Origin of the sequence: Solimonas flava DSM 18980 (assembly GCF_000426685.1) — a bacterium.
GTDB classification, from domain to species: Bacteria; Pseudomonadota; Gammaproteobacteria; order Nevskiales; family Nevskiaceae; genus Solimonas; species Solimonas flava.
Genome location: NZ_AUFV01000016.1, coordinates 54,538 through 68,231, shown reverse-complemented (window position 1 = coordinate 68,231; position 13,694 = coordinate 54,538). Strand labels below are relative to the sequence as shown.

Here is a 13,694-nt window from a genome sequence, read left to right as displayed (position 1 = left end):
CTCTCGTGTCGCGCCGGCGCGTTCAGGTGCGGCGCAGCGCGTAGAGGCGGTAGGTGCCGAACTGCTTGGCGAGATCGACCTCGCCGGCGTAGTCGAGCATGAAGCCGGCCGGCGCTTCCAGCGCCAGGCGGGCGGCGAAAGCCTCGGTCACGTAGATCATGCCCGGCGGCACGACCGGTTCGATGCGCGCCGCGAACGACAGCTGCGTGCCGTAGTAGCTCGCCTTCTGCTCGATCGGGTCATAGCCGGCGTAGGCCGGCGCGTAGTGCGCGGCGATGCGCAGCTCCAGATCGGCGAGCACGCCGTCGTGGCGCAGGCGGCGCTTCTCGATGTACTGCTGGATGTCGGCGACGATGTGCGCGGCGCTCGCGGCATCGGCGGTGACGACGTGCAGTGCGTCGCCCCAGGTTTGACGGACCAGCACCTGACCGCCGCGGCGGTCCAGCACGCGCGCCAGCGACTGCATGATGTCGCGGTAGTAGCGCGGGAAGACCGGATCGCGCAGACGCCGGAAGCTCGCGAAGTCCGCGAAGATCAGGCCGACCATGCGCCGCTGCGCCGAGCCGCCGTCGGCCGGCCGCTTCGCGAGGCCCTCGTCGCTGCCGGCGCGGCAGCGCAGGCGCGGCGCCGGCGCGTAGTCGAGAACCTGCAGCGGCAGGCCGAGCCGCGTCGCGCCGAGGCGCGCCAGACCGCGGCTCGCGGCGGCCGCCTCGGTGCCGGCCCAGCGCTGCTCGCCGGTGAGAAAGCCCCGCAGCACGGCGACGCCGTCCGCCGCGTCGAGCAGATGCTGCAGGCGATGGGTGACGCCGCTGCCGGCACGACGCCAGTAGCGCGCCAGCTCGGCCGGCGTCGCCGGCAAGGTCAGGTAGAGGCGCGCGCCGCGCGTCGCCAGCTGCTCCCCGAGCGCCAGTTCGAGCGGCGAAGACAGCGCCAGGTGCAGCAGCGCGCGCTGGCGGGCCAGCGTGCGCAGCGCCGTCGGCAGCACGGGGTCTGGTGTCGCCGGCTTGGTGTCCGCCGTTTCGGCACGCTGCAGCAGCACGACCGGCGGCAGGTGCAGCGCGTCGATCAGCGCCGGGTCGCGACCCAGGCGCAGGCACAGCGTGCGCAGCTGCAGGCGCGTGCGGCTGCGCCGGGTGATGTCGTCACGCAGCAGCCGGTCGGCGTCGGACAGATGCGTGCGGCATGCTTCCGTTTCGTCGAGCAGCAGCGCCGCCTCGGCGCGCGTCGCCAGCTGGTAGAACTGCGCGATCTCGTCGTCCGCCGGTTCGGCGGCCAGCCGTTGCAGCGCCTGTCGCGCCAGACGCCGCGCTTCGCTGCGGCGGCCGGCGAGCATCAGCATCGAGGCGGCGTTGATCGCGCTGTAGTAGCCGCCGTGGCGCCGGAACGCGACGAGGTAGGCGCGTGCGGCACGCGCGTACTGCTGGGCATCGGTGCCGCCGAGTGCGAGGTCCTTCTCCAGGCGACCGTGCAGTGCGAGCCAGTCCTCGTCGATCTCCTCGTCGCCGAGATCGAGGCTGCGGTAATGGTCGAGCGCCATCTGCACATTGCCGGTGTTGGCCAGCGACTGGATGCGCAGATAGTCGAGCCGCCGCGAACGCAGTCCGCCCTTGAGCGCGCGATAGACGATGTCGTTGCACGACAGCTCATTGCCGACGCGGCGCGCCGCCTCGGCCGCGCGCAGCACGCGGGACAGCTCGTCGTCCTCGATCGGCGCCGCGCCTTCGGACGGCGCGTCCTCGCGCGTCGGGTCGACCAGATGCAGCTGCCCGTGTTCGGCGCAGTGCACCGCGTGCAGGCGCAACTCGGACGGGATGCGCGCCGGCGTACGGCGCCAGGCGACGATCTCGGCCGTGCCGCCGGGTTCGCCCGACGCGAACGGGCGCAGGATCGCGACGAGATGGTCGGCGTGCTGGGCGATGATCGCCGCGAGACGCCGGTACTGGTGCTGGCGGAACGCGCGCGAGCTGAAGGTCGCCGCTCCGACGTCGTCCGGATACAGCGGCACCACCGCCGAGCAGCACTGCAGCAGTTGCTCGGCCTCGGCTTCGAGGCGGCGCCGGCCGGCGCGCGAGATCTGGCGGTGTTCGTCCTGCGCGCGCAGCACCCAGTCGTGCAGCAGATGCGGGATCGGCACCGGCAGCAGCGCCGTCATCTCGAACGGGATGTTGTGCGCGCGCAGCCATTCGGCGGCGGTATCGAGGAACAGCATGTCGGCGCCGGGCGCCATGCCGACGAACAGCGACAGGCGCGTCGCGCCGTCGCCCAGCAGGGCCGGCAGCACGTGACGGGTCAGCTGCAGGCGCGCGCGGCGGGCTTCGCTGCGGCTCAGCAGCAAGTGGCCGCAACCGCCGACGCTCAGGCAGCGTGCGCCGCCGCTGGCGCGGCGGTGCGCCGCGAGCCATTCGCGCAGCGGCAGCGTTGGCACGCCGGCGATGCCGACTGTTTCCTGTATCCCCATCTCTGGCGTTTCGCCGTTCCCTGTAGCCCCATTATGATGCGCTCTGACAGCTTCGGCAGGCGGGGGGCGGGTGCAGCAGGGGGCGCGTTACTGGGCTTTCATCAGCTACAGCCACTACGACCGGCAGTGGGCGCGGTGGCTGCATCGCAAGCTCGAGACCTATCGCGTGCCGCGCCGCCTCGTCGGCGCGGCCGGCGCCGACGGCGCGCGCCCGCGTCGCCTCAATCCAATCTTCCGTGACCGCGACGAGCTGCCGAGCTCCGCGGATCTCGGCGGCATCGTCAATCGCGCGCTGCGCGATTCGCGTTATCTCATCGTCGTCTGTTCGCGGCACGCTGCGGGCTCGCGCTGGGTCAACCAGGAGGTCGAGACCTTCAAGAAGCTGGGTCGCGAGCAGCGCATCCTGTGCCTGAAGGTCGACGAGACCGACGACAGCGCCGCCTGCTTCGTGCCGGCGCTGCTGCAGCGCTACGACGCCGAAGGCCGGATGACCGGCGAGCCGGCCGAGCCGCTCGCCGCCGACATCGCCGCCAAGGCCGACGGTCGCGACGGCGCGGTGCTGAAGCTGATCGCCGGCATGCTGGGCGTCGGCTATGACGAACTGCGGCGTCGCGAGCGGCGGCGTCGCATCCGGCAGCGGGTCGCGCTCGCCGTCGGCGTGCTGGCCCTGCTCGCCGCCGCCGGCGCCGGCTGGCGCTGGCAACAGGACGAGAAGCAGCGTGCGCTCGACGAGCAGGCGCGGACCGCGCGCATCGCGCGCCTCTACGAGAGCGGACGCGAGGAACTGCTCGCACACAACGAGGCACGCGCCGCGGCGCTGCTCAACGAGGTCTACACGCTCGGCGTCGACACGCCGGCACTGCGCTATCTGCTGGGCCGGGCGATGCGGGTGGTCGACGCGCAGCAGCTGCGCATCGACACGCCGTCGCCGCCGATCGACGTCGGCCTGTCGCCCGACGGCAGCCGCGCCTTCGCCGTCGGCCTCGATCGCGTGCTGCGCGGCTACGACGCGCGCAGCGGCGCGCGTCGCTACGAGGTGCCGCTGGGAGCGATGCGCAGCTGGCTGTCGGCCTACAGCGCGCGCGGCGGGCTGATCTGGATCGACAGCCATCACGGCGATGCGCCGCAGCATCGTCTGCGCCTCTACGACGCGGCGAGCGGCGCCGCGCTCGCGCAGTACGCGCTCGGCGAAAACAGCGGCATCGTGCTGCCGCCGGTGGCGAGCGACGACGCCCACGTCGCGTTCGTCGCGCCGGACGGGGCGATCACGATCGCCGCGCCGGGCGGCGCCGAGCGCCGCATCGCAGGCCGCTACAGCGCCGTGCGTTTCTGCCGCGACGCCAACCTGCTGCTCGCCGCGCGCGAGGACGGCCTCATCGAACTGCGCGGCCTCGCCGATGCCGCGCCGCGCCGTCGCTATGAAGGTCTGCGCGAGCGGCCGACCATGCTGGCGTCGACCGCCGGCTGCGCGCTGCTCGCCGCCGGTACGGTCGGCGGCGCGGTGCGCGTCTGGGAAGGCTCGTCCGGCAACGTGCTGATGAGTTCCGGCCATCGCAAGTCGGTCACCGATCTGATCTTCAGCAACGACGGTTCGCGGCTGCTGAGCCTGTCGCGCGGCGCCGCCGGCATCTGGGACGGCCACAACGGCGCCTTGCTCTATGCCAGCAAATTCTTCGGCGGCAAGGGCAACGTCGTGTCGCTGCGTCCGGATGGGCGCCAGTTCGGCCAGATCCTCGAGGGGCGGCTGTCGATCCTCGACGCCCGCGCAGGGCTGGAGGCCTATACCCTCGACGGCCATCTCGGCGCGCCGAACACGTTCCATTTCGCGGCGGATGCGTCGCGGCTGATCAGCGGCGGCGCCGACGGCGCGCTGGTGATCTGGGCGCTGCCGGACCTGGCGCCGGTGGAACTCGGTTCGGCGCCGCCGGATGTCGCGCCGGCCGCGGCGTTCAGCGTCGACGGTGCGCGCCTGTTCGTCGGCGAGGCGCGTGGCGGCGGCACGCTCTGGCAGCGCCAGCCGCTGCGCCGGCTCGGGGACTACGCACAGGGCGAGGGCGTGCTCAGCGTCGCCGCGCTGAGCCGTGACCAGTCGCTGCTCGCGACCGGTTCATACGGGCGGGCCGTCGCGCTCGTCGAGCTGCCGGCGGGGCGCGTGCGCCATCGCTATGCCGAGGTCGGCGGGCGTCCGACCGCACTGCAGTTCGATCTTTCCGGCCGCTATCTCGCCGCCGACATCGAAGGCGATGGCCTGCAACTCTGGGATACGACGAGCGGCGCCTCGCTGCTGCGCTACGAGTCCGGCGAGGTCCATGCATCGGCGTTCTCGCCGGTGGCGCCGCTGCTGGCGATCGGCCAGCACGGCGTCGTGCGCCTCTACGATGCGCCGGCCGGCGCCGCGCGCTGGACGGTCGAACTGCCGATCGACAACGATGCCGACGCCAACGTCACCGTGCTCGCGTTCAGCGGCGACGGCCAGCGGCTGCTGGCGACGGCGCAGCGCGCGCGGGCCTTCATCCTCGACGCCACCGACGGCCGCATCCTGCAGCGGCTCGACGATCCGTCCTCGGCCTACTTCAACGTCGGCACCTTCGATGCGCAGGGCACGCAGGTGGCGCTCGGCGACTGGTCGAACTCGGCGCGCCTTTGGCGTCTGGCCGACAACCGCCTGCGCACGCTGGCCGGCCACACCGCGTCGGTCGATTCGGTGGCCTTCGATCCGTCGGGCGATTTGCTGCTGAGTGCCGGCCAGGACGGGGTCGTCAAGCTCTGGGATGCGCGCCGCGGCGAATTGCTGGATTCCTTCATGGCGCACGACGGCCTGGTGCCGTGGCGTCGCGCGCGTTTCGCGCCGGACGGTGCGGCGATCTTCAGCAGCGGCCGCGACGGCGTCGCGCGCCTGTGGCCGCTGGCGCTCGAGCAGCGCGATCCGGCGACGATCGCCGCGCGTCTGGCCTGCCGCTCGGCCTGGCACGTCGCCGACGCCGCCGTGGTGCCGCGGCCGATCGACATGCGCACATGCCATGTGGCGCATACAAAAAAAGCGGCGGACCCCGAGGGTCCGCCGCTTGAGGCGACGCCGTAGCGCGCTTACTTCTTCTTCGCCTTCTTGGCGGCCTTCTTGGCCACCTTCTTCACGGCCTTCTTCGCCGTCGCCTTCTTCGCAGCCGGCTTCTTGGCGGCGGCCTTCTTGGCGACCTTCTTCGCCGCCTTCTTGGCCACCTTCTTCACGGCCTTCTTGGCGACCTTCTTCGCCGCCGGCTTCTTGGCGGCAGCCTTCTTTGCGGCAGCCTTCTTGGCGACCTTCTTCACGGCCTTCTTGGCCACCTTCTTCGCCTTCTTGGCGACCTTCTTCGCCGGCTTCGCCGGTTCGGTCATGGTCGGCGCGGCTTTCGCCGGTCCCGGCGTGGTTTCGGTACCCATCGATGAACTCCCTCGAATGTTGTGCAACTGTGGTCTTCAGAACGTCCTGTTTGAGTGCATGCCGACCGCTCCGATTTCGCCGCCGATACCGCACAACGTCGAGTCCGCGCGTTCGCAACACCACACAGCGAGCGAAAGCTATCGTATCGCCGCGACGTAAGCAAAGTCCTCGCGCGCAGCGCTGCATCACGTGCGCGCCGCGGCTCGCATCGCGCAGGGCACGACGTGCCGCGTACGACCGTCGTGCCGGAGCGTCCGTACGTTCGCGATGTGGCGCCGGGCGGCGCGCCCGCAGGTACAATCCGCGCCTTCCGTACACGAACGATTTCGCCATGCGCCTTTCGCAATTCCCGCTGTCCACGACCAAAGAGACGCCGGCCGACGCGCAGGTCGTCAGCCATCAGCTGATGCTGCGCGCGGGCTATATCCGCCAGCTCGGCAGCGGCCTGTACACCTGGCTGCCGATCGGTCTGCGCACGCTGACCAAGATCGCGGCGATCGTGCGCGAGGAGATGAATCGCGCCGGCGCGCTCGAACTGCTGATGCCGTCGGTGCAGCCGGCCGAGCTGTGGCAGGAGTCGGGACGCTGGGAGCAGATGGGCGCCGAGATGCTGCGCTTCAAGGATCGTCACCAGAACGATTTCTGCCTCGGTCCCACGCACGAGGAAGTGATCTGCCATCACTTCCGCCAGGACTTCCGCAGCTACCGCCAGCTGCCGGTCAACTTCTATCAGATCCAGACCAAGTTCCGTGACGAGCGCCGGCCGCGCTTCGGCGTGATGCGCTCGCGCGAGTTCCTGATGAAGGACGCGTACTCGTTCCACATGACGGCGGAAGACCTGCATCGCGAATACCTGAACATGCGCGAGGCCTACATCCGCATCTTCACGCGGCTGGGCGCCGAGTTCCGTCCGGTGAAGGCCGACTCCGGCAACATCGGCGGCGCGATGTCGGAGGAGTTCCACATCCTCGCGCAGTCCGGTGAAGACCTGCTCGCGGTCGCGCAGGGCGGCACGTACGCGGCCAATGTCGAGGCGGCGGAGACCAGGCCGAGCGGCGCGCCGCGCGCGGCGGCAACGAAGAGCGTCGAGAAGGTCGCGACGCCGGGCCAGAAGACCTGCGAGCAGGTTTCGAAGTTCATGAACGTGCCGCTGACCGACAAGGTCAAGCTGCTGGTCGTCAAGGGCGCCGACGGCGGCCTGGTCGGCATCGCGCTGCGCGGCGATCACCAGCTCAACGAGATCAAGGCGGCCAAGCATCCGAAGATCGCCAGCCCCTTGACGATGGCGGCGCCGGAAGATGTGCTGAAGGTGTTCGGCTGCGAAGTCGGTTATCTCGGCCCGGTCGGCTGCCCGATTCCGGTGATCGCCGACTACGCGGCGGCCGAGATCGCCGACTTCGTCTGCGGCGCCAACGAGAACGACCATCACCTGGCGGGCGTGAACTGGAGCCGCGACTGCGCCGAGCCGGAGGCCGCCGACCTGCGCATGATCGCCGAGGGCGATCCGAGCCCGGACGGCGTCGGCACGATCAAGTTCTACCGCGGCATCGAGGGCGGCCACATCTTCCAGCTCGGCACCAAGTACACGAAGGCGATGAACGTCAGCGTGCTCGACGCCGAAGGCAAGGCGGTGACGCCGGAGATGGGCTGCTACGGCATCGGCGTGACGCGCCTCGCGGCGGCGGTGATCGAACAGAATCACGACGCCAACGGCATCGTCTGGCCGGACGCGCTCGCGCCGTTCCGCGTCATCATCTGCCCGATCGGCAGCGACAAGTCGGCGGCGGTGAAGGAGGCGGCCGAGGGCTTGTACAAGGATCTCGTCGCCGCCGGCATCGACGTCGCGCTCGACGATCGCGGCAACCGGCCGGGCTCGATGTTCGCCGACGCCGAGCTGATCGGCATCCCGCACCGCGTCGTCATCGGCGACAAGGGCCTCGCCAATGCGCAGTTCGAGTACAAGCATCGTCGCGCCGAGAAGGCCGAGATGATCGCGGCGACCAGCGCCGCCGTGCTCGAGCGCCTGTCGGCCTGAGCCTCGCGCGTGCGGCGGGGAAGCGCGGCCGGAGCGGCGTGGCTGGCGGGACTGCTGGCGGCGACGCTGGCGCTGCCGGTGCACGCCGGGCCGACCGGCGAGCCGGAGCCCGAGCTGCGCGCGCTGCTGGCGAAGAACATCGGCGCCGCCGACAGCTTCGAACATCGTTTCGATGCCGAGGTCTGGCTGGTCGACATGTCGGCCCGCCTGCAGCGCTTCATGCCGGATGCCGGCCAGCGCCTGGAACTGCTGCGCCTCGTGCACAGCGAGGCACGCCGCGCCAAGCTGGCGCCGGAGCTGGTACTGGCGGTGATCGAGGTCGAGAGCGGCTTCAACCGCTACGCCGTGTCGAGCGCCGGCGCGCAGGGCCTGATGCAGATCATGCCGTTCTGGCTTAAGGAAATCGGCAAGCCGGATGACAATCTGTTCCATGCGCGCACCAACCTGCGCATGGGCTGCACGATTCTCAAGTTCTATCTCGACAAGGAGCGCGGCAACCTGATCGGCGCGCTCGGCCGCTACAACGGCAGCTACGGCAAGCCGGACTATCCGATGCTGGTCGTCAACGCCCTGAACCGGCGCTGGTATCGCAGCTGATGGCATCGCTGCCGCTGCGCCGCTATCTGGCCACGGCGCTGCGCTGGCAGCGCGGCCGGCAGCAGTCCGGCTACGCAAGATGCGGCTCGTGCAGGGGCACGGGTCGCTGCCGTTCGACGGCTGTCTGCCGCGCTTTCCGCCGGGTTTGGAAATTCCGCCGCACGTTGATCCGGTGTCGGCCGGTTGCCGCTATCGCCTCAACATCGTGCTGCGGCGCGCCCGCGAGGGTGGCGAATTCGAATGCCGTGCGCCGATCTGGACGAGCCGGCGCGTCAAGCTGTTCCGGCCGGATGTCTGCTTGCAGCGCGTAACGCCGGTGCGTCGCGGCACGCGTTATGTGCTCAGTATCGGCTGGGTGCGCCAAGACGCGGCCGCGGGCGGGCCGCGCTGAAGGTTTTCAGAAGGCGTGCCAGTAGCCCGGCAGCCAGCCGCTGTCGTGCAGCGTCTGGATCAGCTGCACGATCGCCGCCGCCCAGACGAACCACAGCGCATCGAGCAGGTGACGGCGGAACTGCTGCGGGTGCACGGTGTAGCGTTCCGGCTCGGTCAGCTGGCCGAACTTCGGCCAGAAGCGCGGCACGTGGGCGACGTAGTCCTTCCAGGCCTGGCCATGCAGGCCGGCGAGGCGCTTTTCCTCGGCCAGGATCACGCTCGGGTAGGTGGCCGCGAACAGCAGCGCGATCGTCGCCGTGACGATCAGACTCTCGCAGGTCAGACCGACGCCGACCGCGCCGAGGCTGCTGAAGAAGTACAGCGGATTGCGCGAGATCGAGTACGGGCCGGTGGTCAGCAGCGTGTTGTTCTTGTAGCCGACGATGTAGAGGTTGCACCACAGGCGGCCGACGGTGGCGATGCCGATCAGCACCAGGCCGAGGCTCGTCAGCAGGTCGCCGAGCATCAGCCCTTCCTGCGCCCAGTAGCTGCCGTTGAACAGGATGACGACCGCGAGCGCGGCAACGAGGGCCCGCGACAGCGGGATGCGCAGGCGGGAGGCGAAGGCGAGGGAAGCCATGGCGACGGGTTTCGTTGACGGACCGCCGCACTGCAACACAGGCTTTGTCAACGCCGGGTTAACTGCAGATGACTGAATGATGAAGCCCCCGCGCCGGCCGTGCGCGAGCGTTCAGCGCCGGCGCCAGGCGGCGAGGCGCTGCGCGGCCCGGGCCTGCACCTTGCGTTGCAGCCAGGCAGTGCCGCCGAACAGCCGACCGCCGAGGCCCAGCGCCTGCGCGGCCCAGGCGTGGAAATCGAAGCGGTCCTGATGACGCACGATCAGACCGTCGCGGAACGCGAATTCGGCGTCGATGCGGTTCAGCACCGGCCGCCCGCTCGCCGAGAAGGTGTAGCGCGCGTCCCAGTGCGCGCGGCCGCGCTGATCGTCGGCCTCGACGCCGCTGAACTCCAGGCGCAGATCCTGGCCGCCGGCGAGCAGCATCGCCCACATCGCGCGCACGCCGCCGGCGTCGAGATCGGGGAACACCGGGTCGGAGAAGCGTGCCTGCTCGTGGTAGCAGGCCGCCATCGCTGCCGCGTCGCGGCGCTGGAAGGCGCGGTAGAAGGTCTCGATCGTCTGCGCATTCGGGTGCATCGTCGTCTCCGGTGGCGGCCCGCGCAGCGGCGCGCCGCTGCGGGCTTCTAGAATAGCGGGCCTACGCCGACGGAAAGGTTCATGACGGAAGTTCTCGTTCTCTATTACTCGCGCCACGGCTCGGTGGCGAAGATGGCGCGGCTGGTCGCGCGCGGCGTCGAGTCGGTGCCCGGCGCCGCGGCGCGCCTGCGCACGGTGCCGCCGGTGACGGCCGATCACGCGCAGCGCGGGCCGGCGGTGCCCGACGACGGTCCGCCGTACGCCGAGCCGCGCGATCTCGCCGAATGCGCGGGCCTCGTGCTCGGCAGCCCGACGCGCTTCGGCAACATGGCGGCGCCGATGAAACACTTCCTCGACGGCACCTCGGCGCAATGGCTGTCCGGCGCGCTCGCCGGCAAGCCGGCCGCCGTCTTCACTTCGACCAGCTCGCTGCACGGCGGCCAGGAAGCGACGCTGCTGACAATGATGCTGCCGCTGCTGCACCACGGCATGCTGCTCGTCGGCCTGCCGTACACCGAGGCGGCGCTGTCGACGACGGCCGCCGGCGGTACGCCGTACGGCGCCAGCCATCACGCCGGCGTCGGTCACGACCCGCGGCCGCTGACGCGCGACGAGGAAACGCTGTGCCTGGCGCTCGGCCGCCGCGTCGCCGAAATCGCGGTGAAGCTCGCATGAGCGCGGTGCCGCGTCCGCCGAGCGTCTATCCGCGCGCACTGGCGCTGGCCGCGCATCTCGCGCTGATCGTGCTGCTGATGGCGCTGCTGCGTTCGCCGCTGGCGCTGGCCGCGGCGCTGCTGCTGTTCGTGCCGCTGCCGGGCATGCTGCGCGGCCGTCGCTACACGCACGCCTGGGCCAGCATGCTGCTGGTCGGCTATTGCGCGCTGCTGCTCGCCAATGGCTACGCGCAGCCGCAGGCGCGCGCGCTGATGTTCGGACTGGCCGCGCTGGCGGCCGCCGATTTCGTCGGACTGGTGCTGTACGTGCGGATCAGCGCGCGCGAGGCGCGCGGCGCCGCCGCGGCCGCTTAGGCGCCGCTGTCGTCGCCGGCGCGGCGCTCGGCGCCCGGCCGGCCGAGCACCGCCTGCACGAACGGCAGCGTCAGCCGCCGCTTCTCGCTGAGCGAGGCGCGGTCGAGGCGTTCGAGCGCCTCGACCAGCGCGCCGCTGCTGCGGCCCTGGGTCTGCAGCAGCCAGCGTGCGACTTCGGCCGGCAGCGCCAGGCCGCGCGCCTGCGCGCGGTCGTGCAGCAGCGCGGCGCGCTCGGGGTCGCTCAGCGGCAGCAGGCCGAGCACCACGCAGGCGGCGAGCCGCGTGCGCAGATCGGGCAGGGCCAGCGCCAGATGCTCGGGCGGCGCCAGCGCCGAGAACACGAACGGCTGCGCGGCGGCGCGGCGGCGATCGATCAGGCGCAGCAGCGCCAGCGCCCAGTCGCGTTCGCCGCCGACCGCGTCGAGATCGTCGAGGCACAGCAGCGGACTGGCGTCGAAGCCGTCGAGCGCCTCGGGGCCGTAGGCGCGGAGGTCGGCGAGCGGCAGATAGGCGCCGCCCTGCTCGCGGCACAGCGCCTGCAGCAGGTGCGTGCGGCCCGAACCGGCCGGGCCGTAGAGCAGCGTCGGGTGGCGCAGGGCGCGCAGCGCGGCGACCGTCTCGGCGTTGCTGCCGGCCCAATAGCTCGAAAAGCTCGCCGTGTCGCGCAGCTGCACGGCGAGCGGCAACTGGCGGCCTCTCATGCCGGTGGCTGGCGCTCGTCGGCGGCCGGCGCCGCGGGCTGCGCTTCGGGCTGCGCCGCGGCCGGCGCGCCGAGCCGGTACAGCGGGCTCAGCAGCCACTGCGCCTTGGCGTGGCGCAGCGCCACGGCGATGACCGCGGAGACCGGCAACGCGACGAGCACGCCGATGAAGCCGAACAGCTGGCCGCCGGCCATCACCGCGAAGATCACCGCGACCGGATGCATGCCGATCTTGTCGCCGACCAGGATCGGCGTCAGCAGTGCGCTTTCGAGCACCTGACCGAGGCCGAACACCAGGCAGATCCAGACCAGCGGCAGCCATTCGTGCGACTGCACCAGCATCGCGATCAGCGCGGCGCCGAAGCCGACCGCGAAACCGAGATAGGGCACGAAGCTGAGCAGGCCGGCGATCACGCCGATGATCAGGCCGAGCTTGAGGCCGACCAGCGTCAGGCCGGCCGAGTAAATCGTCGCCAGCGCCGCCATCACCAGCAGCTGGCCGCGGATGAACGAGCCGAGCACCTCGTCGGCCTCGCGCGCGAAGCCGCTCGCCTGCGGCAGCAGGCGCGGCGGGATCAGCGTGCCGATCCAGGCGACGAGGCGATCCCAGTCGCGCATCAGGTAGAAGCTGACGATCGGGATCATCAGCAGGTTCGCGGCCATCGTCACGAAGGCCTTGCCGGACTCGGAGACGCGCAGCCACAGCGATTTGACGATGTCGCCGGCTTCCGACCAGTGCTCGCTGACGATCTGCTGCAGGCCGTCGGCGTCGAGCCGCGTGCCGATGTCGATGCCGAGCTTTGGCAGACCGGTGTCGAGCATCCAGCCGATCCAGCTCGGGATGTTGTGGATCAGCGCGACGCTTTGCGCGTACAGCATCGGCGCCAGCAGCACGAGCAGCAGCAGCAGCACGAACACGAAGACCGTGAAGACGATGCTGACCGAGGCGGCGCGCGACAGGCCGAGCCGTTCGAGACGGTCGGCGATCGGATCGCCGAGGTAGGCAATGCCGGCGCCGATCACGAACGGCGCCAGGATCGGCGTCAGGAACCACAGCAGCACCAGCGCCGCCAGCGCGCCGGCATACCACGGCCAGTGCCGGCGCAGCGAAGCATCCATGTCGTCGAGGCCGTCCATCAGTGCGCCAGCTGCAGCGCGAGGCCGTCGGCGGATGCGCCGGGCTCGACGCGCAGCGCACGCTGGCCGGCGAGCGTCCCGGCGAGGCGCGCGGCGCCACCGTCGGCGCGCACCGCGAGCTGCAGGCGATCGGCGTCGGCGCCGCGCACGGCGACGCTGCGCACGCCGGACGCGGCACGCAGCGTCGCCAGCACGCGCGCGTAATCGGACGCCGAGCGCACGCCGCCGACACTGACCGCGAGGTCCTCGGCCGGCGCCGCGCTGTAGCCCCAGACCGGCAGGCCGAGCGCGCGCAGCTGGCCGTCGACCGCGTTCTGGTCGAAGCGCGCGACTAGCTGCAGGCCGGCGCCGGCGTCCGTGACGTAGGCGTAGCGCTGCACGAACTGGCCGGCCCGCGCCAGCAGCGGCGCCGCCGCGCCGGACGCCGAGCCGGGGCCGCTGACGCGGTCGACGACTTCGGCGAGCGCGCTGCGCAAGCCCCGGTCGCGGCTGGCGGCGCTCTGGTCGGCGACCGTCGCGCGGCCCTCGTACGGGTCGGCCGCGGGTCCGGTCTGCGCGGCCACGGGCGCGGCCAGGGCGGCGGCGAGCAAAAGGGTCGGCAGCAGCAGGCGGGCGAGTCGGGTCATCGGCGGGTCGGGTCTTCGGGCGAAAAGGCGCGGGGCCGGCGAAATGATACAGGGCGGCGGTAGGGCGGATCGCCGGCACGCCTGCGGAGCGCCGGGGCGTCCCG

The 13,694-nt window shown here is 71.4% G+C and carries 13 protein-coding genes; 6 read left to right on the top strand and 7 right to left on the bottom strand.

The genetic code is table 11. The annotated features are described in order from the left end of the window. Positions 1-22 precede the first annotated feature (22 nt). Positions 23-2,458 (bottom strand): tetratricopeptide repeat-containing protein, encoded by a 2,436-nt coding sequence (locus tag K343_RS0116175; protein WP_028008962.1) that lies wholly within the window; start codon positions 2,456-2,458, stop codon positions 23-25. 70 nt (positions 2,459-2,528) lie between these two features. On the opposite strand from K343_RS0116175, the gene K343_RS0116170 reads away from it, so the two are divergent. After that, positions 2,529-5,540 (top strand): toll/interleukin-1 receptor domain-containing protein, encoded by a 3,012-nt coding sequence (locus K343_RS0116170; protein ID WP_028008961.1) that lies wholly within the window; start codon positions 2,529-2,531, stop codon positions 5,538-5,540. Positions 5,541-5,545: 5 nt separating this feature from the next. Here the strand turns inward: K343_RS0116170 and K343_RS0116165 are convergent, their stop codons facing one another. Beyond that, a complete protein-coding gene (locus tag K343_RS0116165; protein WP_211226322.1) occupies positions 5,546-5,878 on the bottom strand; it encodes a hypothetical protein in 333 nt (110 codons plus the stop codon). A 332-nt stretch (positions 5,879-6,210) separates the two neighbouring features. Here K343_RS0116165 and K343_RS0116160 point away from each other — a divergent pair, with 332 nt between their 5' ends. From K343_RS0116160 to K343_RS22555, 3 genes are all read left to right on the top strand, one after another. After that, positions 6,211-7,914: a proline--tRNA ligase gene (locus K343_RS0116160; RefSeq protein ID WP_028008959.1), complete on the top strand. Its 1,704-nt coding sequence runs from the start codon at positions 6,211-6,213 to the stop codon at positions 7,912-7,914. A gap of 9 nt (positions 7,915-7,923) precedes the next feature. After that, complete coding sequence (locus K343_RS0116155; RefSeq protein WP_245585219.1) at positions 7,924-8,511, top strand: lytic transglycosylase domain-containing protein; 588 nt, start codon at positions 7,924-7,926, stop codon at positions 8,509-8,511. Positions 8,512-8,590: 79 nt separating this feature from the next. Then, positions 8,591-8,902: a 2OG-Fe(II) oxygenase family protein gene (locus tag K343_RS22555; protein ID WP_211226321.1), complete on the top strand. Its 312-nt coding sequence runs from the start codon at positions 8,591-8,593 to the stop codon at positions 8,900-8,902. A 6-nt stretch (positions 8,903-8,908) separates the two neighbouring features. On the opposite strand, the gene K343_RS0116145 is transcribed toward K343_RS22555, so the two are convergent. Both K343_RS0116145 and K343_RS0116140 read right to left on the bottom strand, forming a co-directional pair. After that, positions 8,909-9,523 carry a methyltransferase family protein gene (locus K343_RS0116145; protein WP_028008957.1) on the bottom strand — a complete coding sequence of 205 codons (615 nt, stop codon included), beginning with the start codon at positions 9,521-9,523 and terminating at the stop codon, positions 8,909-8,911. 111 nt (positions 9,524-9,634) lie between these two features. After that, positions 9,635-10,099, bottom strand: a complete 465-nt coding sequence (locus K343_RS0116140) for a nuclear transport factor 2 family protein (protein ID WP_028008956.1) — start codon at positions 10,097-10,099, stop codon at positions 9,635-9,637. A gap of 81 nt (positions 10,100-10,180) precedes the next feature. Between K343_RS0116140 and wrbA the strand changes: the two genes are divergently transcribed. Both wrbA and K343_RS0116130 read left to right on the top strand, forming a co-directional pair. Continuing rightward, positions 10,181-10,774 carry an NAD(P)H:quinone oxidoreductase gene (wrbA, locus tag K343_RS0116135; RefSeq protein ID WP_028008955.1) on the top strand — a complete coding sequence of 198 codons (594 nt, stop codon included), beginning with the start codon at positions 10,181-10,183 and terminating at the stop codon, positions 10,772-10,774. Further along, complete coding sequence (locus K343_RS0116130; RefSeq protein WP_051278591.1) at positions 10,771-11,127, top strand: DUF2069 domain-containing protein; 357 nt, start codon at positions 10,771-10,773, stop codon at positions 11,125-11,127. Before wrbA ends, K343_RS0116130 begins: the two co-directional genes overlap by 4 nt. Here the strand turns inward: K343_RS0116130 and hda are convergent. From hda to K343_RS0116115, 3 genes are read right to left on the bottom strand one after another with little or no spacing between them, the layout of a single operon-like run. Continuing rightward, positions 11,124-11,828 (bottom strand): DnaA regulatory inactivator Hda, encoded by a 705-nt coding sequence (hda, locus tag K343_RS22550; RefSeq protein WP_084615944.1) that lies wholly within the window; start codon positions 11,826-11,828, stop codon positions 11,124-11,126. The genes K343_RS0116130 and hda overlap by 4 nt on opposite strands. Further along, entirely contained in the window at positions 11,825-12,964 is a 1,140-nt protein-coding gene (locus K343_RS0116120) for an AI-2E family transporter (protein WP_028008953.1), read from the bottom strand. The genes hda and K343_RS0116120 overlap by 4 nt, the downstream gene beginning before the upstream one ends. Then, positions 12,964-13,590: a DUF8605 domain-containing protein gene (locus tag K343_RS0116115; RefSeq protein WP_028008952.1), complete on the bottom strand. Its 627-nt coding sequence runs from the start codon at positions 13,588-13,590 to the stop codon at positions 12,964-12,966. The genes K343_RS0116120 and K343_RS0116115 overlap by 1 nt, the downstream gene beginning before the upstream one ends. Between the last annotated feature and the right edge of the window lie 104 nt (positions 13,591-13,694).

Coding starts and splice junctions, on each gene's coding strand:
- wrbA (WP_028008955.1), top strand. CDS start 10,181: ATGACGGAAGTTCTCGTTCTCTATTACTCGCGCCACGGCTCGGTGGCG.
- K343_RS0116160 (WP_028008959.1), top strand. CDS start 6,211: ATGCGCCTTTCGCAATTCCCGCTGTCCACGACCAAAGAGACGCCGGCC.
- K343_RS22555 (WP_211226321.1), top strand. CDS start 8,591: ATGCGGCTCGTGCAGGGGCACGGGTCGCTGCCGTTCGACGGCTGTCTG.
- K343_RS0116175 (WP_028008962.1), bottom strand. CDS start 2,458: ATGGGGATACAGGAAACAGTCGGCATCGCCGGCGTGCCAACGCTGCCG.
- K343_RS0116165 (WP_211226322.1), bottom strand. CDS start 5,878: ATGGGTACCGAAACCACGCCGGGACCGGCGAAAGCCGCGCCGACCATG.
- K343_RS0116115 (WP_028008952.1), bottom strand. CDS start 13,590: ATGACCCGACTCGCCCGCCTGCTGCTGCCGACCCTTTTGCTCGCCGCC.
- K343_RS0116120 (WP_028008953.1), bottom strand. CDS start 12,964: ATGGACGGCCTCGACGACATGGATGCTTCGCTGCGCCGGCACTGGCCG.
- hda (WP_084615944.1), bottom strand. CDS start 11,828: ATGAGAGGCCGCCAGTTGCCGCTCGCCGTGCAGCTGCGCGACACGGCG.
- K343_RS0116145 (WP_028008957.1), bottom strand. CDS start 9,523: ATGGCTTCCCTCGCCTTCGCCTCCCGCCTGCGCATCCCGCTGTCGCGG.
- K343_RS0116140 (WP_028008956.1), bottom strand. CDS start 10,099: ATGCACCCGAATGCGCAGACGATCGAGACCTTCTACCGCGCCTTCCAG.
- K343_RS0116130 (WP_051278591.1), top strand. CDS start 10,771: ATGAGCGCGGTGCCGCGTCCGCCGAGCGTCTATCCGCGCGCACTGGCG.